The sequence below is a fragment of the Pseudoclavibacter sp. Marseille-Q434 genome, from assembly GCF_050315415.1.
Taxonomy (GTDB): Bacteria; Actinomycetota; Actinomycetes; order Actinomycetales; family Microbacteriaceae; genus Pseudoclavibacter.
Window position 1 is genome coordinate 196,025 of the sequence record NZ_JBNPQH010000002.1, and the last position, 25,783, is coordinate 221,807.

Consider the following 25,783-nt stretch of genomic DNA (forward strand, 5'->3'; position numbering starts at 1 on the left):
TCGGGCGGCTCAGAGCCGCGAGATGGTCTGGGTCACGACGGCGAGGATGAGCGGAGCGACGCCGAGCAGGAGAAAGGCCGGGAGCACGCACAGGCCGAGCGGCAGCATGAGGCGCACGCCGAGCTCGGCCGCTTTCCTGCTCGACGCGGCGCGCGCGTCGCGTCGCTCGAGCGCGGCTTCGCTGCGCAAGAGGGATGCGGCGGGCACCCCAGCGTCGCGGGCGAGCTCCAGCACTCGGTCGACGCGCCCGCCGCCCAGGCCGGTTCGAGCCGCCGAACGCCCGTCGGTTCCGAGCGCCGCGTCGTCGAGCGCGCGTTGCACAAGCGGGCGGACCGCGGCGACGGATGTGCCTCCAAGCATCCCGAGCGCCGTCAGGTCCAGGGCGAGGCCTGGCAGCTGCTCTCGTCGGGAAGCCGCTGCGATGAGTGCCCTGTTCCAGAGGTGCGCGGAGACCATGAGGGCGACCCCTCCGCCGAGACAGGCGAGGCCGATCGGCGTGCCGAAGAGCATCCCGAGGCTGTCGAAGCCGAGTGCGAGCCCGAGGAGGACTCCGAAGGCGGGCAACGCCATGACCAGCCGTGCGGCGCTGCTCGGGCCCGCGAGCGCGAGTTGCACCTCCCGCTCGGAGGCGCCGAAGTCGCGGAACGTCTGGGCCAGTTCGCCGAGGCCCCGGGCAAGCGGGGCCCCCGTGGTCTCGGCGAGGGACCAGGCGCAGCCGAGGGCTCGCCAGCTCGGCTCATCGTGCTCCCGGAGCATCGCACCGACTCGCTTGCCAGCGCGCACGCCTCTCGCGATGGTGAGCTCGACGGGATCGCTGGTGGCGGCGCGCCACCGCGCGGGGCGAGGAATCCTCAGGCGGAGCCTGCCCTCCACCCAGGATGCGAGCCGCCTCCAGGCGATTCGTCCGGACCTCGGTGATTCTTCGGAGGCGGCGAAGCTCGCCGCGTGCTGCCACGCGGAATCCGCTGTGGTGCCGCCTGCGAGCAGGGCTGCGAGTCGCTCGACGACCGCCGCGGTTCGCTCGGCAGCGTCGACATCGTGCTGGGTCATCGCCGGCCGAGATCTCGGTGACCCGGATCGTGTCGGCGGTCATCTCCGCGACGGACATCAGCCTCACCGGCGGTGGCAGACGCGAGAGCCGTGACGTTCTTCGCCTGGCCAGATTCTCGACGCAGGACCGATGCGATGGCCAGGCGCCCGGCCTCATCGAGGCAGAACTCCCCGATGTCGGCGAGCCGCCGATGCCCGACGGACGTGCGCTCGACGTGCATGACGAGGTCGATGGCGCTCACGGTCTGCCTGGCGACCGCATCCTGCGTCATGCCGGCAAGCGCGCCGAGGGCCTCGAGGCGCGAGGGCACATCGGCGAGGGAGTTCGCGTGGAGCGTGCCCGCGCCGCCGTCGTGCCCCGTGTTGAGTGCGGCCAGGAGCTCCCGGAGTTCGGCGCCGCGACATTCGCCGAGCACGAGCCTGTCCGGGCGCATCCGCAGCGACTCGCGGACAAGACGCTCGAGCGGCACGCTCCCGGCCCCCTCGATGTTCGCCTGTCTCGCCTCGAGCGAGACGCTGTGGGGATGTGCGATGCGCAGCTCGGCGACGTCCTCGATCACGACGATGCGGTCGCGGGGGTCTGACTCCGAGAGGAGCGCGGACAGGAACGTCGTCTTCCCGCTTCCGCCGGCACCCGTGATGAGCACATTGGCACGAGCTCGCACCGCTTCCCGGACGAGCTCCTCCGCGCCAGGAGAGAAGAACGCCTGCCGGTCGAGCTGCTCGATGGTGAGCTGGCGGACCCGCGGTGCCCGAATGGACAGGAGCGTGCCGGAGATCGACACCGGAGGCAGCACAGCGTGCACGCGGATGCCGTCAGCGATGCGCACGTCGACGCACGGCGCGGATTCGTCGAGGTGCCTGCCGCCGGCAGCGACGATACGGACGGCCAGTTCGCGCAGCGCCCGCTCGCTCGGCGCCACCCAGGAGTCTTCCCGCTCCGCGCCGCCGCCTCGATCGACGAAGAGGCCGTCGGTGCCGTTGACGAAGAGGTCCGTGACCTCGCCATCGGCGACGTACATCGCCAGGGGACCGAACGCGTCCGCCTGACCTCGAGTCAATGTCCGAACGGATCGCGGCGTGCTCTCCGCGGTGCGCGGCGGCAACGGCAGCGAGGCCGCACGCTGCGAGGCCGGGCGAGCGACGAAGCGCTGGCCTGATGTCGATTCGAGAGCTGAGCCGTGTGCCATGCACGAAGCGTACGAACGCCGGAGGCCCACGAGTCCGATGGCCGTCGCGCCTGTGCATGGGCCACTGTGCACAGGGCACACGACGACGGAGTCGCGCCGGACCGAACCGGGGCCGCGGGAGAATTGGAGAGGCGCCCGGACAGGGGGATATCCGAGCGCCTCAGCTCATGCAGCGTTCAGGGGGGGTTGATTGCTGCAGAGCGACGATAGTTGCGACAGAGAGCGAAACCATCGAGGTCCATGGTAGTGCATATTTCGTCCGGAAAACTAGCCGGTCGGCTGTCTATCGAAAAATGTTCGGCTACAGCCCGCACTTCCGCGCGAGATCACGGTTTACGCCACATTTTTCACCCCCGACACGCCGGGCGCTCACGCCTGCGCGTGGCATGGACTGCGCCACGGCTGGCACAAGTTCGGACTCACGTGCTCCCCGAAGCGAGGTGGCCCCGGGAAGCCCGCGGACATTCCCCCCGAAAGGCGGGAGTCGCGGCACATGCTGGCTCCGTAGACTTCTGGCACGCTGCGCCGCATTGAGGCGGTGCCGGATCGCAATGACGCGAAAGGACCTGTGGTGGCTGACAAGATCGAACACCTCCTGGAAGACCTCGAGACCTTCCCGCCAAGCGACGAGTTCACGGCCTCCTCCCCCGTGCCAGCAGACCTCGCGGCGCGGGCCGAGGAGGACAGGCTCGGCTTCTGGGCCGACCAGGCCAGGGAGCTGCACTGGTCGACCCCCTTCACGGAAGTCCTCGACTGGAGCGACGCCCCGTTCGCGAAGTGGTTCGGCGACGGCACGCTCAACGCCAGCTTCAACTGCGTCGACCGCCACGTGCTCGCCGGCAACGGCGACCGGGTCGCGATCTACTGGGAGGGTGAGCCCGGCGACAAGCGCACCATCACGTACTCGGACCTCCTCGGCGAGGTCAAGCGCGCCGCGAACCTCCTGGAGAGCCTCGGTGTCACGGCGGGGGACGTCGTCGCGATCTACATGCCGATGATCCCCGAGACCGTCGTCGCGATGCTCGCCTGCGCGCGCATCGGCGCCGTGCACTCGGTCATCTTCGGCGGGTTCAGCGCCGACTCCATCCGCAGCCGCGTCGAGGACGCGAACGCCAAGCTCGTCATCACGAGCGACGGCAGCATCCGCAAGGGCCGCATCTTCCCGCTCAAGGAGACCGTGGATGCGGCGCTCGAGACTGAGGGGCACACCGTCGAGCACGTGCTCGTCGTGCGTCGTGCCGACAACGAGGTCTCGCTCACGCCGGGCCGGGACCTGTGGTGGGACGAGGAGATCGCGCAGGTCGGCGACGAGCACGTTGCGAAGCCGTTCCCCGCCGAGCATCCGCTGTTCATCCTCTACACCTCGGGCACCACGGGGAAGCCGAAGGGCCTCCTGCACACGACGGGCGGCTACCTCACGCAGACCTCGTTCACGCACCGCACGATCTTCGACCTCAAGCCGGAGCAGGACGTGTACTGGTGCTCGGCCGACGTCGGCTGGGTGACGGGGCACAGCTACTTCGTCTACGGGCCCCTGGCCAACGGCGCGACGCAGGTCATGTACGAGGGCACGCACGACACCCCCGACCTCGGCCGCTGGTTCGACATCATCCAGCGCTACGGCGTCACGATCTTCTACACGGCGCCGACGGCGATCCGCGGCTACATGAAGTCGGGCAGGCAGATCCCCGCCAAGTACGACCTCTCGTCGATCCGCCTGCTCGGCTCGGTGGGCGAGCCGATCAACCCTGAGGCGTGGGCCTGGTACCGGGAGGTCATCGGCGGCAACCGGGTGCCGGTCGTCGACACGTGGTGGCAGACGGAGACGGGGGCCATCATGATCTCCGCGATCCCCAGCCAGGTGGCGCTCAAGCCCGGTGCCGCCCAGGTGCCGGTGCCCGGTGTTGTCGTCGAGGTCGTCGACGACCAGGGCGAGCGGGTCGACCCGGGCGAGATGGGGCTGCTCACGATCACCGAGCCGTGGCCTTCCATGGCGCGCGGCATCTACGGCGACCGCGAGCGGTTCATCGAGACGTACTGGTCGCAGTTCCCCGGGCGCTACTTCGCGGGCGATGGCGCGGGCGTCGACAAGGACGGCCACCTGTGGCTGCTCGGTCGCGTCGACGACGTCATGAACGTCTCCGGGCACCGACTTTCGACCACGGAGATCGAGTCGGCGCTCGTCGACCACCCGTTCGTCGCCGAGTCGGCGGTCGTCGGAGCGAGCGACGAGACGACAGGCCAGGCGGTCGTCGCGTTCGTCGTGCTCAAGGAGAGCAAGAAGGCCGAGATCGAGGCGTCGGACGCACCCCAGGTGCTGCGCTCGCACGTCTCGACGAAGATCGGCGCGATCGCCAGGCCGCGCCAGGTGTATGTGGTCGCCGAGCTGCCGAAGACGCGTTCCGGCAAGATCATGCGCCGCCTGCTTCGAGACGTGGCGGATGGCAAGGCCGTGGGCGACACGACGACCCTCACGGATGCGTCCGTGATGTCCGCGATCTCCGCGGGTGTCGCATCCGGGACCGCCGACGACGACTGATCCGCACGGCGAGACGAGCGAAGCCCTGCACCTCTCGGGAGAGGGATGCAGGGCTTCGTGGTGTGCGGATGCTCGCGAACGAGCTCGCTACTCGTAGGCGACGATGAGGTCGACCTCCACGGGCGAGTCGAGCGGCAGCACCGCGACGCCGACCGCGGCGCGGACATGCTTGCCGGCGTCGCCGAACGCGAGGCCGAGCATCTCGGAGACGCCGTTGGCGACCAGGGGCTGCTCGGTGAAGTCCGGAGCGGAGGCGACGTAGACCGTCACCTTCACGACGCGCGTGACGCGGTCGAGGTCGCCGATGACGGACTTGATGGCGGCGAGCGCGTTGAGGCCGGCGAAGGCGGCGAACTCGATCGCATCGTCGCGCGGGACTTCGGCGCCGACCTTGCCCTTCTCGGGGATCGCGCCCTCGATGAACGGTAGCTGGCCGGACGTGTAGACGAGACCGCCGTGCTCGACGGCCGGGACGTAGTCGGCGACGGGAGCTGCGACGGGCGGCACCGCCATCCCCATGGCGCCGAGACGCTCTTCGACCTGGCTCATGACTGCTCCCCCGCGATCGGACGCTTCATGTAGGCGACGGAGCCGCCCTCAGCATTGGTGGAAACCTGGACCAGTTCCCAGCCCTGAGCACCCCAGTTGTTGAGGATGACAGTGGGGGTGTGCAACGGGAGCGGGGTGATGAAATATTCCCACTTCTGCATGGACGTCCTCCTGTGCGTGAGCGCTCAGGCGCTTCATGGGGTTCTCATTGAACACTCCTGAAGACGCCGAGAGCGGGTGTGACTTACCCTTGATCCTATGTCTGTCACGAATCCAGGGGCGCCCAAACGCAACATTCTGGGCGGCCTCCTAGGGCTGCTCGGTATGAGCGGAGTCGCGGGCGTGCTCGTCACGGCCATGATCACGCCGCTCATCGCCGTCACCGGTGTGGCCGCGAACAGCACCATCTCGCTGTTCGAGAACCTCCCGACGTACCTCGAGATCGGCTCGCTGCAGCAGAAGACCGAGCTGTATGCCTCCAACGGACAGAAGTTCGCCGAGTTCTACAACCAGAACCGCGAGGAGGTCTCGCTCGACCAGATCTCCCCGTACGTCGCAGCAGCGGCCATCTCGGTGGAAGACCCGCGCTTCCGTGAGCACGGCGGCGTCGACGTCATCTCCGCGGCACGAGCTCTCGCGCAGTCCGTCATCGGCGACGGCGCGGCGGGTGCATCCACGATCACCATGCAGTACGTGCGCAACGTGCGCGTGCAGACGGCCGAGGCGATCCCCAACCAGGAGGAGCGCGACAAGGCCTACCTCGAGGCGACCGAGACCACCACGGGCCGCAAGCTCCAGGAGATGCGCCTCGCGATCGGCGTCGAGAAGCAGTTCTCGAAGGACGAGATCCTGCAGGGCTACCTCAACATCGCCCTCTTCGGCGGAACGACGTACGGCATCGAGTCGGCGGCGCAGCGCTACTTCGGCAAGTCGGCGCTCGACCTGAACCTGCAGGAGTCGGCGAGCCTCATCGCCATCGTGCAGGAGCCCAACGCCTACCGGCTCGACGTGCCAGAGAACATCGAGGCGAACAAGATCCGCCGCGACTACATCCTCATGCGCATGATGGAGGAAGGCGCGATCGACCAGGCGACCTACGAGGCGACCATCGCGACGCCCGTCGAGCCCCGCCCGACCGAGCCGAGGCACGGCTGCGGCGCGGCCGAGGGCAACGCGCAGTACTTCTGCGACTACGTCCGGCTCATCATGGTGCAGGACCCGGCCTTCGGCGAGACCTACGAAGAGCGGCAGTTCAACTTCCAGACCAAGGGCTACCAGATCAAGACGACCCTCGACCTCGACATGCAGGCGCAGGGTCAGGCCTCGATGGCCTCCGCGGTTCCCGCGTACGTCGAGGGCATGGACATGGGATCAGCTGCCTCGATGGTCGAGGAGGGCACGGGCCGCGTGCTCATGATGGTGCAGAACACCGCCTTCGGCGACACCGAGGAGCTTGCTGCCCAACCCGGCTACACCTCGGTGAACTACAACACCGACTACGAGTACGGAGGCTCCACCGGCTTCCAGGTCGGGTCGACGTACAAGATGTTCACGCTCGCCGAATGGCTCGCATCGGGCAAGTCGCTCAACTCGTCGGTCAACGGCAAGGACCGCGCGTTCAACCTCATCAACTTCCAGAACTCGTGCCTCGGCGCCGACGGCGGCTCCTGGTCGCCGACGAATGACGGTGGCGCGAAGGTCGGCAACGTCTCCGTCCGCCAGGCCACCTCGCAGTCCATCAACACGGCCTACGTGGCGATGGCTGAGCAGCTCGACCAGTGCCGCATCCGCGACACGGCCATGGCCATGGGCGCGCACCGTGCCGACGGCGCGGTCAACGAGTCGAACCCGGCAGCCGTGCTCGGCACGAACACCATCGCGCCGCTCTCCATGGCGACCGCGGTAGCCGGTTTCGCGAACGGCGGCGTCACCTGCTCGCCCATCGCCATCGACAGCATCACGCTGCGTGACGGCTCCGCCCTCGAGGCACCGAAGTCGACATGCAACCAGGCGGTCACCCCCGAGGTCGCCGCGGGAGTCACCTCGGCGCTCCAGGGCGTTGCAAACGGCGGTACCGGCAGCGCGTCCAACCCCGGCATCGCACCGCTGATGGGCAAGACCGGCACGACGGACAGCGGCCTGCAGACGTGGATGGTCGGCGCGACCTCGAAGGTCGGCCTCGCCGTCTGGGTCGGCAACGCGAGCGGCCAGGTGCCCATGTACGGTGTTGACCTGCCCCGCGCCGTCGGCAGCCAGACCCGCCACGTCATCTTCAACGACGTCATCGCGCAGGCGATGCGCGTCTACGGGGGCGACTCGTTCCCCGAGCCCACCGGCAGCGCCGTCCAGAACGAGCAGGTGACGGTCCCAGACCTCGCCGGCAAGTCGACGGCAGAGGCGAAGACGTCGCTCGAGGGGCTCGGCTTCAGCGTCTCGGTCGGCAACCCCGTCGAGTCCGACCAGCCCGAGGGGACTGTCGCGAGCACGCTGCCGAGCGCCAACACGCGCGTCACGCAGGGCACGACGATCACGATCAACCCGTCGCGCGGACCGGACACCGCGCCGACGTCGGACGCCCTCGCCGCCCCCGACCTCGCGGGCCAGACTCAGGAACAGGCGCAGTCGACCCTCTCCCAACTGGGGTTCAACGGCACGATGGCGATCCTGACCGAGAAGAGCGCGACAGTCCCGAGCGGGCAGGTCATCCGCACCGACCCGGCCCCCGGCGCGGAGCTCGAGCGCACCGGGTCCATCCAGGTCTACGTCTCTTCCGGCCCCTAACGGGTCATCGCACTGACTGAAACGAGTTCCACCATGGCGAATCCTGTCGCCACCTCGAGCTCCGGGAGACCTTCCCGACTCGGACCAGGCTCTTCATCTCTCGGAGCCGCGAGCGCCGTCGCCCTCACCCTTCTCGGGGTGGGGGCGGCGACCGCCGTATACGGCACGATGATCGAGCGCCGGGCCTTCCGCCTGCGCCGCGTCGAGTCGCGCATCCTGCCGCCAGGCTCGGCCCCCTTGCGTGTACTGCATCTCAGCGACTTCCACGTCGCGCCGTGGCAGCGCAAGAAGCAGGACTTCGTGCGAGGCCTCGCCGCGCTGAAGCCCGACCTCGTCGTCGGCACCGGCGACAATCTGGGTCACGTCGACGCCATCCCCACGGTCGCGCACATGCTGGAGCCGTTCGAGGGCATCCCCTCGGTGCATGTCTACGGCTCGAACGACTACCTGGGCCCCGTGCTCAAGAACCCGTTCACCTATTTCGGTCGCTCCGCGCACGTCGCGAAGAAGGCCCCGCACCTCGACACGAAGACCCTCACCGGGCACTTCAATCGCCTCGGATGGACGCCGCTCAACAACATGGCGGCCGTGCTCGAGGTCGCCGGCAGGCGCATCCGCTTCTTCGGTGTCAACGACCCGCATATCGAGGCCGACGACTTCGCGGCGGCGGGCAAAGCACTGCGGGAAGCGTCGGAGGGCCAGGACTGGGACCTCACCATCGGGCTCGCGCACGCCCCGTACCAGCGGGTGCTCAGCGGCCTCGTCGACCTCGGCGCGGATGCGATCTTCGCCGGTCACACCCACGGCGGCCAGGTCTGCGTGCCCGGCTACGGCGCACTCGTCACCAACTGCGACATCCCACGCGAGCAGGTCAAGGGCCTGAGCGCCTGGACCTCGCGCGGCCGCACGGCCGCACTCCACGTCTCCGCCGGCCTCGGCACGTCGATCTACGCTCCCGTGCGTTTCGCGTGCCCGCCGGAAGCGACCCTCCTGACCTTCCTACCCCGGGTATCGTGACGCCATGGCAACAAAGAAACGTGGAAGCTGGAAGCGCGGTCCGTTGACGCGCGTCCTCGGCCTGGTCGGGGTGAGCGGCCTCGCCGCCGTCCTGATCACCGCGCTCGTGACTCCGCTCGTCTCCGTCGCCAACATCGCGGAGAACAGCTCGATCAACCTCTTCGAGAGCCTCCCCGACTACCTGGAGATCAACGAGCTCCAGCAGGTCACCGAGCTCTACGCGAAGCAGGGCGGGCAGGACGTGAAGTTCGCCCAGTTCTACAACCAGAACCGCGTCGAGGTGCCGCTCGACAAGATCTCGCCATGGGTTCCGCTCGCGGCGATCTCGGTGGAGGACCCGCGTTTCCGTGAACACGACGGCGTCGACGTCATCTCCGCGGCCCGCGCGCTCGTCACGTCCGTCATCGGCGACGCCTCCGCAGGCGCCTCCACCATCACCATGCAGTGGGTCCGCAACGTGCGCGTGCAGGAGGCCGAGGCCATCCTCGACCCCGCCGAGAGCGAGAAGGCCTACATCGAGGCGACCGACCCGAACACGGGGCGAAAGCTGCAGGAGATGCGCCTCGCCATCGGCGTCGAGCAGCAGTACTCGAAGGACGAGATCCTCCAGGGCTACCTCAACATCGCCCTCTTCGGCGGCACCACGTACGGCATCGAGTCGGCCGCCCAGCGCTACTTCGGCAAGCCGGCGATCGACCTGAACCTGCAGGAGGCCGCAAGCCTGATCGCCATCGTGCAGGAGCCGAACGCCTACCGCCTCGACCGCGAAGAGAACATCGAGGGCAACAAGGAGCGCCGCGACTACATCCTCATGCGCATGATGGAGGAAGGCGCCATCGATCAGGCGACCTACGAAGCCACCATCGCGCTGCCCGTCGAGCCGAACGTCAAGGACCCGAACCACGGCTGCGAGTTCGCGGAGGGCAACGCCAAGTACTTCTGCAAGTTCGTGCAGCTGTCCGTGCTCCAAGACGAGGCGTTCGGCGCCACCGAAGCTGAGCGCAACTTCAACCTCGCAGGCAAGGGCTACAAGATCTACACGTCCCTCGACCTCGACATGCAGAGCGTGGCCACGCAGTCCATGCAGAACGCCGTGCCGTCGACCTACCCGGGAACCGACCTCGGCGCTGCCGCCTCCATGGTCGAGAACGGTACGGGACGCATCCTCGCGATGGTGCAGAACACCCAGTTCAGCGAGGTCGCAGAGAACCAGGAGCAGCCCGGCGTCACCTCCGTGAACTACAACGCGGACTACGAGTACGGCGGCTCGACCGGCTTCCAGACCGGATCGACGTACAAGATCTTCACGCTCGCCGAGTGGATCGCGTCGGGCAAGTCGCTCTACTCCTCGGTGCCCGGCCAGAACCGCACCTTCTACCTGGAGAACTTCTCCAACACCTGCGAGGCCGAATCCGACGGGCCGTGGGCACCGACCAACGACAGCGGCCAGCGCGTCGGCACCGTCTCCGTGAAGTCGGCGACGGCGTCGTCGATCAACACCGCCTACGTGACGATGGCCGAGCGGCTCGACCAGTGCCGCATCCGCGACACCGCGATGGCACTCGGCGGCCACCGCGCTGACGGGGCCATCAACCAGTCCGTTCCCGCCGCCATCCTGGGCGCCGCCAACGAGATGGCGCCGCTGTCCATGGCGACCGTCATGTCCGGCCTCGCGAACAACGGCGTCTCCTGCTCCCCCACGGGCATCGACCGCGTCACGCTGCCCGACGGCACCGAGGTCACCGGGCCCAAGTCACGCTGCATCCAGGCCGTCTCCCCGCAGGTCGCGGCCGGCGTCGACGAAGCCCTTGCTGGCGTCGTCAACGGGGGCACCGGCTCCCGGTCGAACCCGGGCATCGTGCCGCTCATCGGCAAGACGGGCACCACCGACAACGGCCTGCAGACGTGGATGGTCGGGGCGACGACGAAGGTCGGCCTCGCTGTCTGGGTCGGCAACGCCAACGGCCTCCTGCCGATGTACGACGTCGACCTGCCGCTCGCGGCGGGAAGCCAGACACGTCACGTGCTCTTCAACGACATCATCGGGCACGCGATGAGCACCTACGGGGGTGGAGACTTCCCCGAGTACGTCGAGGATGAGGACGCCCTGGTTCTCGCCACGATCCCAGACCTGACGGGACGCTCCACGGAAGAGGCGCGCCAGGTGCTCGAGAGCCTCGGCTTCGGCGTCTCGATCGGCCCTTCGGTCGACTCGGACCAGTCGCCGGGAAGCGTCGCGAACACCCTGCCGACCGCGAACACGCGTGTCGACAAGGGGACGACCGTCACCATCCACCCCTCCGCGCTCCCCGATGATTCGACGACCGGCCTGCTGGCTCCGGACGTGACCGGGAAGACGCAGGACGAGGCGACCTCGCTTCTGGCGGGTGCAGGGTTCACCGGAACAGTGACCGTCATCTCCGAGGCGAGCGCCACCGTTCCGAGCGGCCAGGTGATTCGCACGGATCCTGCAACGGGTACGCCGATCGAGCCGACCGGGCAGCTTCGCCTGTTCGTCTCGTCTGGCCCCTAGAAGTTTCCGTGGCACGCGCCCTCGGTTGGCGGCGCGAGCCAGCTTCGGGTACTCTTGGGGAGTTCGCCGCTCGGCGGTGAGCGATCGGGGTGTGGCGCAGTTTGGTAGCGCGCTTCGTTCGGGACGAAGAGGTCGTGGGTTCAAATCCCGCTACCCCGACAGACAGGCCCGAGTTCGCAATGCGAGCTCGGGCCTTTTTGCGCGCGCAGACTGGTGTACCTTCGGCGCATGTCGAACGCGTGGGCGAAGTGCTGATCCCGGACGACCTCGTGCGGCGCCTCTCGGGGCGGCCCGCGGACATCGGAGATGACGGCGACGCCTGGCTGCGCCGACTGCCCTCGCTCATCGACGAGCGGCTCGACGCCTGGGATCTCTTGGTGGCTGGTGATGCCCGCAATGGGCACAACGCGATCGTCATCCCGGTCACCCGGCGCGGTGAGCCGCAGATGCTGAAGCTCAGCTGGCCGCACCGGGAGGCGGCGTCTGAGCACCTCGGCCTGCGGCATTGGAACGGTGGAGGAATCGTGCGGCTGGCGGCCGCCCACCCCGCGGACTTCGCGCTGCTTCTCGAGTCCCTCGACTCCGGTCGAGACCTGCACGCGATCGAGACCGATGACGCGTGCCTCGTGATCGGCGGCCTGCTGCGTCGGCTGAACGTCGCTCCCCCGCGCTCGGTTCCCGACTTCCGCGCGGAGGCGCGCGGGTGGATCGAGCCGCTGCGTGCGCATCCGCCGTCGGTGCCCCGCCGCTGGGTGGACCGGGCGCTCGACACGTTCGACTCCAGACCCTACGAGCCGAGGCTGCTGCATCTGGATCTGCACTTCGGCAACGTGCTCGCGGCGGGTCGGGAGCCGTGGCTGGCGATCGACCCGAAACCCGTGGCGGGTCCGGTCGGCTTCGAGGTGTACCCGGCGCTGCGCACCCGCGTCGAGGACTACCGCGGCGGGTCGCTCATGCACGCCGAGGTGCGGAGCCGAGTCGAGCTCATCTGCGGCGAGGCCGGCATCGACCTCGACGACGCAAGAGAGTGGTGCATCGCGCATGCCGTGCTGAACGCCCACCAGGTCGCCGAGGAGGGATGGCCGACGCTCGTGACCATGCACCTGGCCATCGCGAAGGCGCTGTCGGACCTCTGAGTGCGCGCACGCGGCCGGATACCCGAGAGGCGGTCAGCTGTTTCTCGTTTGTAAACTCTCGACTCCCATCTTGTTTACGTCTTGTGTCGCGAGCGAGATCGTCGCAGGATCGTCAGCATGGATGCAGACGTCATTGTCATCGGCCTCGGGGCCGCCGGTTCGTACGCGTCCTGGAACCTCGCCTGCAACGGCGCGAGCGTGCTCGGCCTCGAGGCGCAGTCGCTCATCCACGACGACGGGGCCTACGCGGGCGAGAGCCGTCTGTTCCGCGCGGCGTACCACGAGGGCGCCCACTACGTGCCGCTGCTCCTCGCATCCCGTCGAGCATGGCTGGAACTCGCCGACGAGAGCCTCGCTCCGATCTTCCACCCGACCGGGGTGCTCTCGATTGGGTCACCGGCAGACCCCCGCATGGAGCAGGTCCGTCGTTCGCTCGCCGCGGCCGACATCCCGCACACCACGTTCACGACCGCAGAACTCGCGGCACGCTACCCGCAGCACCAGGAGCTGAGCGACGAGATCGCTGTGCTCGACGAGCTGGGCGGCGCGCTTCGACCGGAATCGGCGGTCACCGAGATCCAACGGCGCGCGACCGCGGCCGGCGCCGAGCTCCGCGGCAACTCGCCGGTGCTCTCGATCGAGGAGACCGGTGACGCTGTCCGCGTCGTGACCCCCGAGGGCACGCTCACGGCCAAGCAGGTCATCGTCTCGGCTGGCATCTGGACCCCGAAGCTCCTGCCGACCCTCGACCGGCACCTCACGATCAAGCCCATCGCCCTCACCTGGTTCGCCCCGCAGAACCCCAGCGACTTCGACCCCTCCGTCTTCCCCGCGTTCATCCGCGACCACGGCGCTGTGCACATCTTCGGCGTCCCGACGCTCGACGGCTCGCTCGTGAAAGCCGGCTACGACGCGAAGTGGGGAGACATCGATGCCCCTGCGCACCTCGAACGCCGGTTGAGCGCCGCGGAACGCGCGAAGATCTCGCGAGACATTCACACCCTCATCTCCGGACTTCCGGACGGGATCGCGAAGCACTCCGTGCACGCCGACATCTTCACCGCCGACAAGACCCCAGTCATCGGGAGGATCAGCGACCGGGTCACGGTCGGCACTGGATACTCGGGGCACGGGTTCAAGCTCACCCCCGCCTTCGGCGACCTCCTCGCGGACATCGCGCTGGGCCGCACGCCCGAGTTCGACATCTCCCGCCTATCCCCGCACCGGTTCGCCGCATGAGCGAGATCAGCCTCAAGCAGCTGCGCTGCTTCGTCGCCGTCTACACGGAGCGCAGCTTCACCCGCGCAGCCAAACGACTCGGTTTGGCCCAATCGCCCGTGAGTCAGGCCGTGGCCGCACTCGAGACCCAGCTCGGCGTGACGCTCTTCGAACGTGGCGGCCGCGATGTCACGCCGACGCCAGCCGCCGAGGCCCTGTACCCGGAGGCCGTCGAGATCCGCCGCCGCGCCGAGGGTCTCCAGCGCCTCGCGTCGGCAGCCAGCGAGCGGCCCGCGACACGGGTGCTGCGTATCGGCTCGGTCAGCTCGCTGTTCGCCAGCGCGCTGCCCGCGCTCATCCGCTCGGAAGCGCTTGCACCCTTCGCCGTCGACGTGTCAGACGGGAGCAACGCGGACCTGACGGCGTCTGTCGACGACGGCGACCTCGATGTTGCCCTGCTCCGGGACCTGTCCCCCGACAGCGACCGGCACGTGGTCGCCTTCCGCGAGCGCCTCTGCGTCGCGGTCGCCGAGGGACACGAGCTCGCAGGCCGGGAGGCGATCTCCACCGACGAGCTGCGCGACCATCCCCTGGTGCTCTTCGACCGGGGCCGCGCTCCGCTCGCGTTCGATCTGACGGTGGGTGCCTTCCTCCGGTCGGGCAACCCGTTGCGCATCGCCTCCCGGGTGACCAGCGAGCAGGCGATGCTCGGACTCGTGAGCTGTGGGCTCGGGGTCGCTCTCGTCCCGCAGTCCCTCGCGGTGCATCCGTGGCCCGGAGTGGCGTTCCGCGAGCTGCAGGATGCGGAGCACAGCTACCCCCTGGCCGTTCGGGTCACCGCCGGCGACCCGCTTGGCCTCCTCGAACCGCTGGCCACGTCCCTCCGTTCCTGGGCGTCCGCGCACGCCCTCATCCGCTGACCACACCACCCCAGCCGGTCACCGTCGACCGGGCCGAAGATCCCCACCACAGAAAAGAGTCCCCGTGGAGTACACGCCTCAAGCTCTCCTCGTCGACGCAGGCCTCATCGGCATGCTGCTCATCATCGGTACGCTCGCGAGAGCCACGATCAAGCCCCTGCAGACCATGATGATCCCGGCTTCCGTCATCGCGGGTGCGCTCGGCCTGCTCCTCGGCCCGAACGGGTTCGGGCTGCTGCCCTTCTCCGACCAGCTCGGCACGTACGGCTCTCTGCTTATCGTCATCGTGTTCGCGTGCCTCGCGCTCACCGATGACTTCAACATCTTCAAGATCGGCCGCAACGTGGCCGGCTTCGCCGCCTACGGAGTGCTCATGTACTCGCTGCAGGTGGTCATCGGCCTCGTGCTCGTGCTGCTCCTGCTCGGCCCGCTGCTCGGGGCGCCAGACAGCATCGGCCTGATGCTCTTCGCAGGCTGGGCTGGCGGCTTCGGCTCTGCGGCTGCGATCGGGGCGGTGTTCGCGGATGCAGGGCAGCCGGAGGTGCAGTCGATCGCGTTCACGGCGGCGACCGTCGGCATGCTCGTCGGTGTGGTCGGCGGCATCATCCAGGCGAAGATCGGCGCGATGCGCGGCCACGCGAAGGAGTTCGCGGGCATGAAGGGCATGCCGGATGATCTGCGCACGGGCGTGCTCGACCAGGTCAAGGCGCGCCCCGTGATCGGCACGCACACCTTCTCAGGCGGCACGATCGAGTCGCTCGCATTCCAGGCGGCGATCGTCGCGGCCGTCGCCGCGGGCGCCTATGGCATCAACCTGGTGCTCGGCGAGCTCATCCCTGCGGTTGCGTTCCCGCTCTTCTCCATCGCGTTCATCGTCGGCCTCGTGCTCCGGGGCCTCATGGCGGTCACCAAGACCCGCAAGTACATCGACCCCGACTCGCTCCGTTCGGTCTCGGGCGCGGCGACCGACGTCCTCGTCGTGTGCGGCATGGTGTCGATCGTGCCGAGCATCGTCGCCGACAACTGGCTGGCGCTGCTCATCCTGTTCCTCGTCGGGCTCGCCTTCTGCCTGTTCCTGGGGTTCTTCGCGGCGCCGCGACTCATGCAGGACGGCTGGTTCGAGCGTCAGCTCTTCACGTGGGGCTGGGCGACCGGCGCCGTCGCGACGGGCATCGCACTGCTGCGCATCGTCGACCCCCGCATGAAGTCGCGCACACTCGAGGACTTCTCGATCGCCTACCTGCCTGTGGTCCCCGTCGAGGTTGCCGCCATCACGTTCGTCCCACTGCTCGTCATCGGCGGCGCCGCGTGGTTCGCGGTCGGCATCTGGGGTGCGATCGCGCTGGTCGCGGCCATCGGAGGCGCGATCGTGATCTTCACCGGCCGCAAGGGGAGCGGCAGAACTGGGTCTGAGGCGAACGAGGCGGTGACCACGTTCTGAGGGCACTCCGCCCGCAGATGGGTCGTTCTCGCCCCGTTTCGGGCGTCGAGACGGGGTGAGAACGACCCATCCGGAGAGGATACGCCGAGCGCATCCTCAGCCGCGCAGGATCCCTGCCGCGTAGGCGGCCTGGCCGATGTGCTGGGCAGCGTCGTCGATGATGCTGACGAGGCGGGCGGCACGCGTGACGGGTGGGTCCCAGTCCTCGTCGATGACCTCACCGAGGGCGTCTGCGCCGAGCGAGCGGATGTGCGAGCGCAGCGCATCCGTCGCGGCACGCAGGTAGTCGAGCAGCAGCGCCGCGTCGTCGACGGCCACGGCCCGCGCCTCGGCGGGCGTGTGCCCGTATCCGACTGAATCGCCCAGCTCGTCGAGCCCGAAGCGGGTGTCGAATCCTTGCGAGGACCAGACTTCCTCACCCTCGGTGAGCCCGGCGACCTGCGCGTCGATCTCGCGTCCCGTGTGCCAGAGCAGCCAGGCGATCGAGTTGTCGTGCCCGCCCGGGTGCGCGTTGAGCGCGTCGGGGCTCAGCTCGGTGGCGAGGCGCTCGGCGGCCTCGAGGGGGCGCCCGGCGAAGTCGTCGAGCACGTCGACCGCGGACGCGCTCATGCGCGGGACCGCCCGAGGTGCACGAGGTCGTGGCCCGCTTCGATGGGCTCGAGGTTGGGTCCCGGAGGGGTACCGTCGCCGAACGGGGAGCCGCCGAGCTGCTCGCGGAAGTGCGGCAGGTTCCAGTTGTGCAGCTCTGGGCCCGCTGGCACGATGCCGCTCGGATTGATGTCGCGGTGCACCTCGTAGTAGTGGCGCTTGATGTCGACGAAGTCGGTGGTGTCGCCGAAGCCGGGGGTCTGGAAGAGGTCCCGCGCGTAGGCCCACAGCACCGGCATCTCGCTGAGCTTCTGCCGGTTGCACTTGAAGTGGCCGTGGTAGACGGCGTCGAAGCGGGCGAGCGTCGTGAAGAGTCGCACGTCGGCTTCGGTGATGGTGTCCCCCATGAGGTAGCGGCGGGTCTCGAGCCGTTCGGAGACGATGTCGAGCGCAGAGAAGAGCCGGTCGTAGGCCTCGTCATAGGCCTCCTGCGAGCCCGCGAAGCCGCACCGGTAGACGCCGTTGTTGATCTCCGTGTAGATGTGCTTCATGACGGCGTCCATCTCGTCGCGCAGCGGCTCCGGGTAGAGGTCGGGCGCCCCGTCGCGGTGGAACTCGGTCCACTCGGTCGAGAAGTCGAGCGTGATCCACGGGTAGTCGTTGGTGACGACTCCGCCGCTCGGCACATCCACGATCGCGGGCACCGTGATGCCGCGCGGGTAGTCGGGGAAGCGAGTGAGGTAGGCGTCCTGGATGCGCGGGATGCGGAGCACGGGGTCGAGACCGTCCGGGTCCTTGTCGAACGTCCAGGAGCGCTTGTCGTGCACGGGTCCGCAGACGCCCATCGAGATCGCGTCCTCGAGGCCGAGGAGACGGCGGACGATGATTGCGCGGTTCGCCCAGGGGCAGGCGCGGGCCACGACGAGTCGGTAGCGGCCGGCTTCGACGGGCCAGGTCTGGATGCCGTCGCCCACCGGGCGGGCATCCTTCGTGATGCGGTCGCCGATGTAGTTCGTGTCGCGGTCGAAGGGCTGACCCGCTTTCGAGTACACGCCCTGCTCTGCCGCTTCTTCGCGCGCTTCTTCGCCGTCTGGCCGTGCATCCTGCGTCGCCTGAGTCATGTCGCAATCCTAGGAAGCGGATGTGGATGCTCCCTGGGGGCGGAGGTGCGGGCTGGCGGGGCGTCAGGCTGCGGGAATAATTTCACTGGCCCAAGACATAACTAAAGTGTCGTCCTGCGACTGCCGGGCGATGCGATTCAACGAAGGAGCAGCATGTCCCGGTTCACCAACAAGGTCGTTCTGATCACTGGCGGAGGGTCCGGCCTCGGCCGCGCGACCGCCGTCCGCGTCGCGAGCGAGGGTGGGAAGCTCGCGCTCGTCGACATCTCCGAGCAGGGTCTCGAGGCGAGCAAGGCCGCCATCCTCGAAGCTGCGCCAGACGCCGAGGTCTTCACGACGACCGCGGACGTCTCAAGCGAAGCCGAGACCGAGGCGTACGTCACGGCCACCGTGGAGCGCTTCGGCCGTATCGACGGCTTCTTCAACAACGCCGGCATCGAGGGCCGCCAGAACCTCACCGAGGACTTCGGCGCCGAGGAGTTCGAGCGGGTCATCTCCATCAACCTCCGCGGCGTCTTCCTCGGTCTCGAGAAGGTGCTCAAGGTCATGCGCGAGCAGGGCTCCGGCTACGTCGTGAACACGGCTTCCGTCGGCGGCATCCGCGGCGTCGGCAACCAGTCCGGCTATGCCGCCGCGAAGCACGGAGTCGTCGGCCTGACCCGCAACTCGGCCGTCGAGTACGGCCAGTTCGGCGTGCGCATCAACGCCATCGCGCCCGGCGCGATCTGGACCCCGATGGTCGAGAACTCCATGCGTCAGCTCGACGCCGAGAACCCCAAGAAGGCGGCAGAGCAGTTCATCCAGATCAACCCGACGAAGCGGTACGGACAGCCGGAGGAGATCGCGGCCGTCGTCGCGTTCCTCCTCTCGGACGACGCGAGCTACATCAACGCGGCAGTCGTGCCGATCGATGGCGGGCAGTCCGCGAAGTACTAGCCGGGCGCCGATCTCGGAACGGGGCGGCGGGCCCGACCGTCAGCAGGCCACGGGTCTACGCTGACGGCATGACCGCTGCCCCGTCCCCAGACGTCGACGCCTACTTCGCCGAGCTCGAGCATCCGCTGAAGGACGTCGCGGTTGGCCTGCGCGAGTTGCTTCTCGACGCGCATCCCGCCGTCGTCGAGAGCATCAAGTGGAAGGCGCCGAACTACGAGGTCGCCGACGACTTCGCCACCCTCAACCTGCGGCGGCCGAGCGCCGTGCAGCTCGTGCTCCACACAGGCGCGAAGGTGAAGCCCGAGCACCCGGAGATCGTGGTCTCCGCTCCCCCGAAGCTGCTCACGTGGCCCGGCCTGAACCGGGCCGTCGCGTCGTTCTCGAGCCTCGCCGAGTTCGAGGACGCCCGCGAGGCGCTGGCCGACATCGTGCGGTCCTGGGCCGAGCAGGTCGAGGCCTGACCGACCACGGACCCTGCAGCGTGCGACCCCAGAGCGGCGCCGATCAGCGCGCCGAGGTGTAGCTGTTCCCCGCGGCCGGGACGCCGCCGAAGATCTGGTCGATGGTGACGAGCACGAACCCCCGGTCGTGCAGGCCCGTGAGGATCTCGGGCACCGCATCCACCGTCGAGTCGTGGATGTCGTGCATGAGAATGATCGAGCCCGCCTCGGCCTCGTTCGCTCCGCGATCGACGATCGTCTCGTGCGGCGGCCCCTCCCAGTCGAGGGTGTCGATGTCCCAGAGGATCGAGGGCATGCCGACCTTCGTGAGCACACGCGCGTCGACGTCGCCGTACGGGGGCCGGAAGACGCTCGGCCGCTCGCCGGTCGCGGCGAGGATGGCGTCGTTCGTCTTCTTGACCTCTTCCTCGATCTTCTTGTCGTCGAGGGTCGTGAACTGCGGATGCGACCACGAGTGGTTGCCGAGCTGGTGCCCGTCGTCGTCGATCTGACGTGCGATCTCCGGATAGCGCTGCACGTTCGGGCCGACGAGGAAGAAGGTGGCGGTCGCGTCCTGCTCGCGGAGCTGCCCGAGCAGTGTCTCCGTGATCGGCGCTGGTCCGTCGTCGAAGGTGAGGGCGACGCACGCGAACAGCTCGCAGTTGACATCGCGCTCCCCCGCCAGCGGCCGTTCGCCAGCGAGCAGCGGCTGCGGCGTCGCAGAGGCCGCGACGAGCTCGCGGCCGAGGTCCGTGAGCATGGGGGCCGCCGCATCCGGTGCGATGTGGATGCTCGGGAAGCGGTGCGAGATCGGCTCGCCGACCACCAGCGTCGTCTCGCCGTCCGGGGAGATCGGCGGGGCCGCGTCCGCGCCGCCCGACACATCCATCTCGGGGGTGAGCAGCCCGGCGGGGATGCCTATGCGCAGCCCGCCGTCTGGCGTCGGCGTGACGTCGGCGAAGCCCTGCGCGAGCACGGCGGCGTTGGTCTCGCTCGGCGGCGCGACCTGCGTGTCCCAGAGCGCTCCGAGCTCGCGGCGCGCGGCGAGCACGAGCTCGTTCCAGATCGAGAGCGCCGCGTCTGCCGTGATGACGTCGGCCCCGCCTGCTTGCTGCGCCGTGGCCGTGTCGGCGAAGAACACGAAGCTCTCGTCGCGGGTCACGGCCGGCGTCGCGCCGACGGTGCCCTCGACGACGCGCACGCGCTCACCGAACTCGCTGCCACTCGCCACCACGATCTCGCAGGTGATGACCAGCGCCTCCCCTTCGGTGGCGCCTCCCTGCGCGAGCACTTCCGCGGCGAGCGTGCTGCTCGAGCCCGCCTCGCAACCGCGACTGCCGAGGCCGGCGCCGGCAGCAGCGGCTTCAGGCTCGTAGACCGTGCCGAGGCGGGAGGCGAACGCGCCGACGGTGTCGACCACGAGCGAGCGGATGCGCGTGTTCAGGTCGGTCTGGCCCGGCACCTCCGTCCACCTCGCGTCCACCGCCGGCGCCGAATCGCGGATGCGGTAGTGATCGAGCGGGGTCGCGCCAGCCTCCGCACCGGCGACGTCGCCGGTGGTCTCGTCGAAGCTCGTGACGGCGGCGCGCACGGGCGGCTGCCAGGCGATATCGGGTGCTGGCGTGCAGGCCGCGAGCGCGAAGGTGGCAACGCCGAGCATCGCGACGCCGAGAAGGCGGCGGACGGGGCGCCGCTTGGAGCGCTGTCGGGTCGCATCCGTCATGCGACCGGCCCGCCGATGCTCTCGAGGATCTGGGCGATGGCCGGGCGGTAGCGGTCGAGGTCGTCGGCGCTGGCGCTGAACTGCACCGACGCGTTCGGCGAGACGGCGCCCGGGCTCGACACGGCCGCGGCCCCGACCATCACACCGGGTGCGCCCTGCCCCTCGGCGGCGGGCTGCCCGTACTCGTAGCTGCCGTGGCGAACCGAGAGCCCGTCCTTCGGGGCCTCGTCGATCCAGAACAGGCTGCCGAGCCCGGAGGTCAGAGCCCCCTCGGGCACCTCGCCGTCGCGCACGAGCGACTCGGCGGCCTCCACGGCTGCGGCGTCGGAGGCATCCACCATGGACAGCGGCTGCGCCGGCACCCGCAGGGTGATCTCGAGGCGCGCATCCGGGCTGCGAAGCGTGACGACGTCTGTTCCGAAGTAGTGGGGCACGATGACCCACCCGGTCGGCGCGACGACCGAGACTCCCGTCTCCTCGCCGCCCACGGCGACCGTCTCGTCGGCTTCCGCCGCTCGGCTCGTCATCTGCGTGAGCAGCGAGCCGCCGAAGAAGAACCCGAGCACCGCGAGCGCAGCGACCAGCACGACGCCGAGCGCGACGTACAACCAGGGGCTGCTGCGCGTGCGCTCGGGGGCGGCGTGATGCGGGGTCGTCATCGGAGGCTCCGGACTGTCGGGGGCGCGGACGGATGCACCCAGGCTACTGACTCGAGCGCGCTTCCGATCGGCTCTCACGCGGAAGTTCGTGCCCCTCGCTGCGCCGGGGGCGGACCTGTGGTCGCTTCACCGGCGCGGGAGCGACCACAACTCACTCCTGGTCGCCCGCGGGGAGGCGGTCTCGGAGGGCGGCGAGGAGGACACCGAGGGCCAGCTCGAACGAGCGCTCGACGCGTTCTGGCCCCGATCGGGAGCCGGCGAGGAGCTTCCCGAAGAGCTGGGTGGGCGCCTCCGGCTGCCAGACCTGTTCCGGCGAGGCAAGCTCGAGGCCGAAACCCAGCGCGAACGCGTCGATCATGCCGACGAGGGTGAGGATCTCGTCGTCGGGGAATCCGCCGGACTGCAGCGCCACGGCGAGGTCGTCGTAGGCGTCGATCACGGTTGGGCTCGTGATGGTCTTCCCGATGAGGAAGGGGAGGAGCGCCGGATGGTCGGCGTACATGCGCCGCTGTCGGCGCACGACATCCTCCACGAACGCGTCCCACGGTTGATCGGCGGGCAGCGTGCGATACCGCTCGACGAGGCGGCCACGCATGAGCTCGACGATGTCGTCGAGCCCGGAGACGTGCTTGTACAGCGATGATGGCCGCACGCCCAGGTTGCGGGCGATGGCGTTGACGCCGAACGGCTCGCCTCCCTCGACCAGCTCGAGGCCGGCGTCCGCGATGAGGGTCGGCGTGAGGCCCACGATCCTGCGTCCGTCCATCCACTCGCTCCTTCGCGCGCTGCGACGTTGTGCATCCCGATTCGGGCATTCGAGGAAAATGTTCGGGATGACTACCGCTCGAGCCCGTCTCCGTGCATACTAGCGAACACCATTCGCTGGCGAATGGTGTTCGCCAAACGTTCGTCTCCACGACGCATCACGACTCTGCACGCAGCGACCCGGCCCCGGCCGAGCCCAGACCCCACTGGAGCCCCATGACAACTGCAGCCGAACTCAGCACCCGGGTGCCCCTGCGCTTCGCGCCGGCCTCCGCGACGTTCGCCATCGCGATCGCGGGCTACCTCGCCGTGAACCTGTCGCCCTACATGATCAGCGCGGCGCAGGATGCGGTTGGCCTCGACGTCCTCGCCGCGAGCTGGCTCGTCACGGGCACGCTCCTCCTGACCGCCCTCGCAGGCCTTGCCGCCGCCGGCCTCTGCGCCGGGGCTCGCCGCCACCAGGTCGCCCGCATCGGGCTCGGCATCGCGACGCTCGGCTTCCTCGCTGCGGCCCTCGTCCCGGCGCTCACCATTCCCGGGCTGCTGATCGGCGGCATCGGAGCGGGCGGCGCCGTGGCCTCGGCGGGGGCGGCGATGGCGTCGTTCCGGAACCCAGACCGCGTTGCGGGCTGGAACGGCTTCGCGAACCGAGGCGTCATCACGATCGTCCTCGCAGTCCTCCCCATCCTCGGACTCGCGCCCCTCAACGTCTTCGGCGCGCTGGCGCTCTTCTCAGCCATCGGCCTGGTCGTGACGACGTGGCTCCCCCGCGCGCCCATCCTCGACCAGGGCGCCAGCCTCGGAACAGCAGGGGCCGCCACGGGTGAGGCCATGCCCATCGAGATCCCGCCGACCGGCACGATCCGCACGCAGAGCGCCGCGCCCTCGCGCCTCCTCACGATCAGCGGCTTCGGGCTCCTCATCGTCTTTGCGTTCTGGGCAGTCAGTGAGGACTCGCTCTGGGCGATGATCGGCATCATCGGCGCGGAGACCAGCGGCCTGACGCCGGAGGGGCTGGGCATCGCCCTCTCCGGTGCCACCGCCGGTGGGCTCCTCGGTTCGCTCGCGCTCATGGCGGTCGGCAGCCGCCTCGGCCGTGCCGTCCCGCTTGTTGTCCTACTGGTGCTGGGCGGCATCCTCAAGATCGTGCAGGGCAATCTCACCGACGAGACGGCGCTCATCGTGGCGTTCATCGCCTGGAACTCGATCTACGCCGTCGCGTTCATGTACTTCCTGTCGACGGCGGCGGCGCTGGATGCTCGCGGCCGCTGGTCGGGACCCCTGCTGTCGGTGTACCTCGTCGGCTCAGCCCTCACGCCCCTCATCGGCGCCAGCCTGAGCGAGCTCCTCGGCGCGCAGGGCTTCACGCTGGCGCTCGGCATCACGAGCTTCGTCCTCGCCGTACCGACCGGCATCATCGCCGCCATCTCCACTCGCACCGAACGATCCATCCCGAACACCGCGGAGGCACTCGTATGACCACCACCCTCTACCTGAACGGCCGCGTCTTCCAGGGCGCCGCATCCGCTGACCCCATGGATGCCGCGGATGCCGCGGACCCGAGCGCGTTTGTCGTGCGCGATGGCAAGTTCGCGTTCGTCGGCGGCGAGGCGGATGCGCGTGCCTTCGCTGCGGAGCCAGACGTGACCGTCGACCTCGGCGGGCAGCTGGTGCTCCCCGGCATCACGGATGCGCACACGCACCTCGTCATGATGGGCGAGGCGCTTGGCCAGGTCGGGCTCACGGACGCGCGCGATCTCGCCGAGGTCCAGCGCCTGCTCGCGGAGGCTCGGGCCGCTGACCCGGATGCGAGGGTCCTTCGGGGTCGGGGTTGGCTCTTCGATTCGATCCCCGGCGGCGCCCCGACAGCGGCGATGATCGACGAGGTCGTGGCCGATGTGCCCGTGTACCTCGACGCCAACGACTACCACTCGTGCTGGGTGAACAGCGCGGCGCTGCGCGAGCTCGGCATCACTCGTGAGACGCCGGACCCGAGCGGCGGCCGCATCGAGCGCGACGTCGACGGCGAGCCGAACGGCATGCTCTACGAGACCGCCGCGGTCGAGTACGCGTGGGTGCAGCGCGACCTCGCGATGACCGACGCCGACCGCGACGCCGCCGTTGAACGCGTGCTCGCCGCCTACAGCGAGGCCGGGGTGACGGGAGTCGTCGACATGGCCCTCAACGAGGTCGCACTCGATGCGCTGCAGCGCGCCGCCGACCGCCGTGACGGCCAGCTTCCGCTGCGGATCGCCGCGCACTGGCTCGTGTCCAATGCCGACGACGATGCGGCGAACCTCGAGCAGGTCGAGCGCGCCAGGGCGCTCGCGGAGCAACACGTGTCGCCGTGGCTGCGGGTCGTCGGCATCAAGCTCATCCTCGACGGCACGATCGACGCCTGCACGGCGGCGATGAGCCAGCCGTACTCGGACGGGTCGAACGCCGATGCCATCTGGCCGGCGGACCGCCTGTTCCCCGTGGTCGCGGCCGCTGATGCGGCTGGCCTGCAGATCGCGATGCACGCCATCGGAGACGCCGCGAGCACGATGGCGCTGGATGCGCTCGAGCACGCGTTCGAGGCGAACGGCGACATCGGGCGTCGGCACCGCATCGAGCACCTCGAGTACGCCGCACCCGGCACGGCGGAGCGCATGGCCGACCTCGGCGTCACCGCATCCATGCAGCCCGTGCACGCCGACCCCGCGATCCTCAGCAATTGGATCGCGCAGCTCGACGACGACCGTGTGGAGCGCGGCTTCGCGTGGCACGAGTACGAGGACGCGCAGACGACGCTCGCGTTCTCGACGGATGCGCCCACCGCTCCCTACGGTCCGCTCGCGAACCTCTACGTCGCAGCGACCCGCGAGTCGGCGCTCGACCCTGCCTTCCCTGCCGCGCAGGTACTTGGGCGCACGGTGCCGATCGAGCGCGCGATCGTGCACGCGACGCGGGATGCGGCAGCCTCGGTTGGTGACGCGAGCTGGCGGGGCAAGATCCGCGAGGGTTTCGCTGCCGACTTCTTCGTCGTCGACACGGACGTGCTGAGCGAGCCCGCCGCGAGCCTGCTCACAGCCCGGACGGTGCTGACGGTTGTCGGCGGGCGGGTGACGTTCGAGGCGTGAGGTCGCGCCTAACCGAGGACAGGTGATCACGCAGAAACGGGGTCAGGACCACACG

The 25,783-nt window shown here is 69.1% G+C and carries 21 protein-coding genes and 1 tRNA gene; 13 read left to right on the top strand and 9 right to left on the bottom strand.

Annotated elements, in window-relative coordinates; all coding sequences use genetic code 11:
• Positions 1-9: 9 nt before the first annotated feature.
• Complete coding sequence (locus ACQFZP_RS07790; RefSeq protein WP_249312259.1) at positions 10-1,050, bottom strand: type II secretion system F family protein; 1,041 nt, start codon at positions 1,048-1,050, stop codon at positions 10-12.
• The gene (locus tag ACQFZP_RS07795) at positions 1,047-2,240 is read right to left on the bottom strand and encodes a TadA family conjugal transfer-associated ATPase (RefSeq protein ID WP_211890922.1); all 1,194 of its coding nucleotides are present in this window, start codon (positions 2,238-2,240) and stop codon (positions 1,047-1,049) included. Before ACQFZP_RS07795 ends, ACQFZP_RS07790 begins: the two co-directional genes overlap by 4 nt.
• A 571-nt stretch (positions 2,241-2,811) precedes the next feature.
• Here ACQFZP_RS07795 and acs point away from each other — a divergent pair.
• Positions 2,812-4,779, top strand: coding sequence for an acetate--CoA ligase (gene acs / locus ACQFZP_RS07800; protein WP_211890924.1), 1,968 nt, complete (start codon positions 2,812-2,814; stop codon positions 4,777-4,779).
• 87 nt (positions 4,780-4,866) lie between these two features.
• Here acs and ACQFZP_RS07805 read toward each other — a convergent pair whose 3' ends face one another.
• Both ACQFZP_RS07805 and ACQFZP_RS07810 read right to left on the bottom strand, forming a co-directional pair.
• Positions 4,867-5,328, bottom strand: a complete 462-nt coding sequence (locus tag ACQFZP_RS07805; protein WP_104312868.1) for a RidA family protein — start codon at positions 5,326-5,328, stop codon at positions 4,867-4,869.
• The gene (locus tag ACQFZP_RS07810) at positions 5,325-5,489 is read right to left on the bottom strand and encodes a hypothetical protein (RefSeq protein WP_167516566.1); all 165 of its coding nucleotides are present in this window, start codon (positions 5,487-5,489) and stop codon (positions 5,325-5,327) included. Before ACQFZP_RS07810 ends, ACQFZP_RS07805 begins: the two co-directional genes overlap by 4 nt.
• Positions 5,490-5,586: 97 nt before the next feature.
• Here ACQFZP_RS07810 and ACQFZP_RS07815 point away from each other — a divergent pair, with 97 nt between their 5' ends.
• The 8 genes from ACQFZP_RS07815 to ACQFZP_RS07850 all read left to right on the top strand — a co-directional run bounded on the left by ACQFZP_RS07815 (position 5,587) and on the right by ACQFZP_RS07850 (position 16,374).
• Positions 5,587-8,109 carry a transglycosylase domain-containing protein gene (locus ACQFZP_RS07815; RefSeq protein WP_211890926.1) on the top strand — a complete coding sequence of 841 codons (2,523 nt, stop codon included), beginning with the start codon at positions 5,587-5,589 and terminating at the stop codon, positions 8,107-8,109.
• Between the two features lie 33 nt (positions 8,110-8,142).
• Positions 8,143-9,126: a metallophosphoesterase gene (locus tag ACQFZP_RS07820; RefSeq protein WP_146080837.1), complete on the top strand. Its 984-nt coding sequence runs from the start codon at positions 8,143-8,145 to the stop codon at positions 9,124-9,126.
• A gap of 4 nt (positions 9,127-9,130) precedes the next feature.
• Complete coding sequence (locus ACQFZP_RS07825; protein ID WP_104312871.1) at positions 9,131-11,659, top strand: transglycosylase domain-containing protein; 2,529 nt, start codon at positions 9,131-9,133, stop codon at positions 11,657-11,659.
• A gap of 85 nt (positions 11,660-11,744) precedes the next feature.
• A tRNA-Pro gene (locus ACQFZP_RS07830) sits at positions 11,745-11,818 on the top strand.
• 80 nt (positions 11,819-11,898) lie between these two features.
• Positions 11,899-12,795 carry an aminoglycoside phosphotransferase family protein gene (locus ACQFZP_RS07835; protein WP_211890928.1) on the top strand — a complete coding sequence of 299 codons (897 nt, stop codon included), beginning with the start codon at positions 11,899-11,901 and terminating at the stop codon, positions 12,793-12,795.
• Between the two features lie 117 nt (positions 12,796-12,912).
• The gene (solA, locus tag ACQFZP_RS07840; protein ID WP_211890930.1) at positions 12,913-14,034 is read left to right on the top strand and encodes an N-methyl-L-tryptophan oxidase; all 1,122 of its coding nucleotides are present in this window, start codon (positions 12,913-12,915) and stop codon (positions 14,032-14,034) included.
• A complete protein-coding gene (locus ACQFZP_RS07845; RefSeq protein WP_211890932.1) occupies positions 14,031-14,933 on the top strand; it encodes a LysR family transcriptional regulator in 903 nt (300 codons plus the stop codon). The genes solA and ACQFZP_RS07845 overlap by 4 nt, the downstream gene beginning before the upstream one ends.
• A 64-nt stretch (positions 14,934-14,997) precedes the next feature.
• Positions 14,998-16,374 (top strand): sodium/glutamate symporter, encoded by a 1,377-nt coding sequence (locus ACQFZP_RS07850; RefSeq protein ID WP_307852789.1) that lies wholly within the window; start codon positions 14,998-15,000, stop codon positions 16,372-16,374.
• 96 nt (positions 16,375-16,470) lie between these two features.
• Here the strand turns inward: ACQFZP_RS07850 and ACQFZP_RS07855 are convergent, their stop codons facing one another.
• The gene (locus ACQFZP_RS07855; protein WP_211890934.1) at positions 16,471-16,983 is read right to left on the bottom strand and encodes a mycothiol transferase; all 513 of its coding nucleotides are present in this window, start codon (positions 16,981-16,983) and stop codon (positions 16,471-16,473) included.
• On the bottom strand, positions 16,980-18,083 hold the full coding sequence (locus ACQFZP_RS07860; protein WP_211890936.1) for a glutathione S-transferase family protein: 1,104 nt from the start codon (positions 18,081-18,083) through the stop codon (positions 16,980-16,982). Before ACQFZP_RS07860 ends, ACQFZP_RS07855 begins: the two co-directional genes overlap by 4 nt.
• Before the next feature lie 153 nt (positions 18,084-18,236).
• On the opposite strand from ACQFZP_RS07860, the gene ACQFZP_RS07865 reads away from it, so the two are divergent.
• A complete protein-coding gene (locus tag ACQFZP_RS07865; RefSeq protein WP_211890938.1) occupies positions 18,237-19,019 on the top strand; it encodes a glucose 1-dehydrogenase in 783 nt (260 codons plus the stop codon).
• Between the two features lie 68 nt (positions 19,020-19,087).
• Positions 19,088-19,480, top strand: a complete 393-nt coding sequence (locus tag ACQFZP_RS07870; RefSeq protein ID WP_211890940.1) for a DUF1801 domain-containing protein — start codon at positions 19,088-19,090, stop codon at positions 19,478-19,480.
• A 43-nt stretch (positions 19,481-19,523) separates the two neighbouring features.
• Here ACQFZP_RS07870 and ACQFZP_RS07875 read toward each other — a convergent pair whose 3' ends face one another.
• The 3 genes from ACQFZP_RS07875 to ACQFZP_RS07885 form a co-directional block, all read right to left on the bottom strand.
• A complete protein-coding gene (locus ACQFZP_RS07875; RefSeq protein WP_211890942.1) occupies positions 19,524-21,182 on the bottom strand; it encodes a polysaccharide deacetylase family protein in 1,659 nt (552 codons plus the stop codon).
• Positions 21,179-21,841 carry a hypothetical protein gene (locus ACQFZP_RS07880; protein WP_211890944.1) on the bottom strand — a complete coding sequence of 221 codons (663 nt, stop codon included), beginning with the start codon at positions 21,839-21,841 and terminating at the stop codon, positions 21,179-21,181. Before ACQFZP_RS07880 ends, ACQFZP_RS07875 begins: the two co-directional genes overlap by 4 nt.
• A gap of 151 nt (positions 21,842-21,992) precedes the next feature.
• On the bottom strand, positions 21,993-22,607 hold the full coding sequence (locus ACQFZP_RS07885; protein WP_211890945.1) for a TetR/AcrR family transcriptional regulator: 615 nt from the start codon (positions 22,605-22,607) through the stop codon (positions 21,993-21,995).
• Between the two features lie 215 nt (positions 22,608-22,822).
• On the opposite strand from ACQFZP_RS07885, the gene ACQFZP_RS07890 reads away from it, so the two are divergent.
• Both ACQFZP_RS07890 and ACQFZP_RS07895 read left to right on the top strand, forming a co-directional pair.
• A complete protein-coding gene (locus tag ACQFZP_RS07890; protein ID WP_211890947.1) occupies positions 22,823-24,085 on the top strand; it encodes an MFS transporter in 1,263 nt (420 codons plus the stop codon).
• A complete protein-coding gene (locus ACQFZP_RS07895; RefSeq protein WP_211890949.1) occupies positions 24,082-25,728 on the top strand; it encodes an amidohydrolase in 1,647 nt (548 codons plus the stop codon). The genes ACQFZP_RS07890 and ACQFZP_RS07895 overlap by 4 nt, the downstream gene beginning before the upstream one ends.
• Positions 25,729-25,783 lie beyond the last annotated feature (55 nt).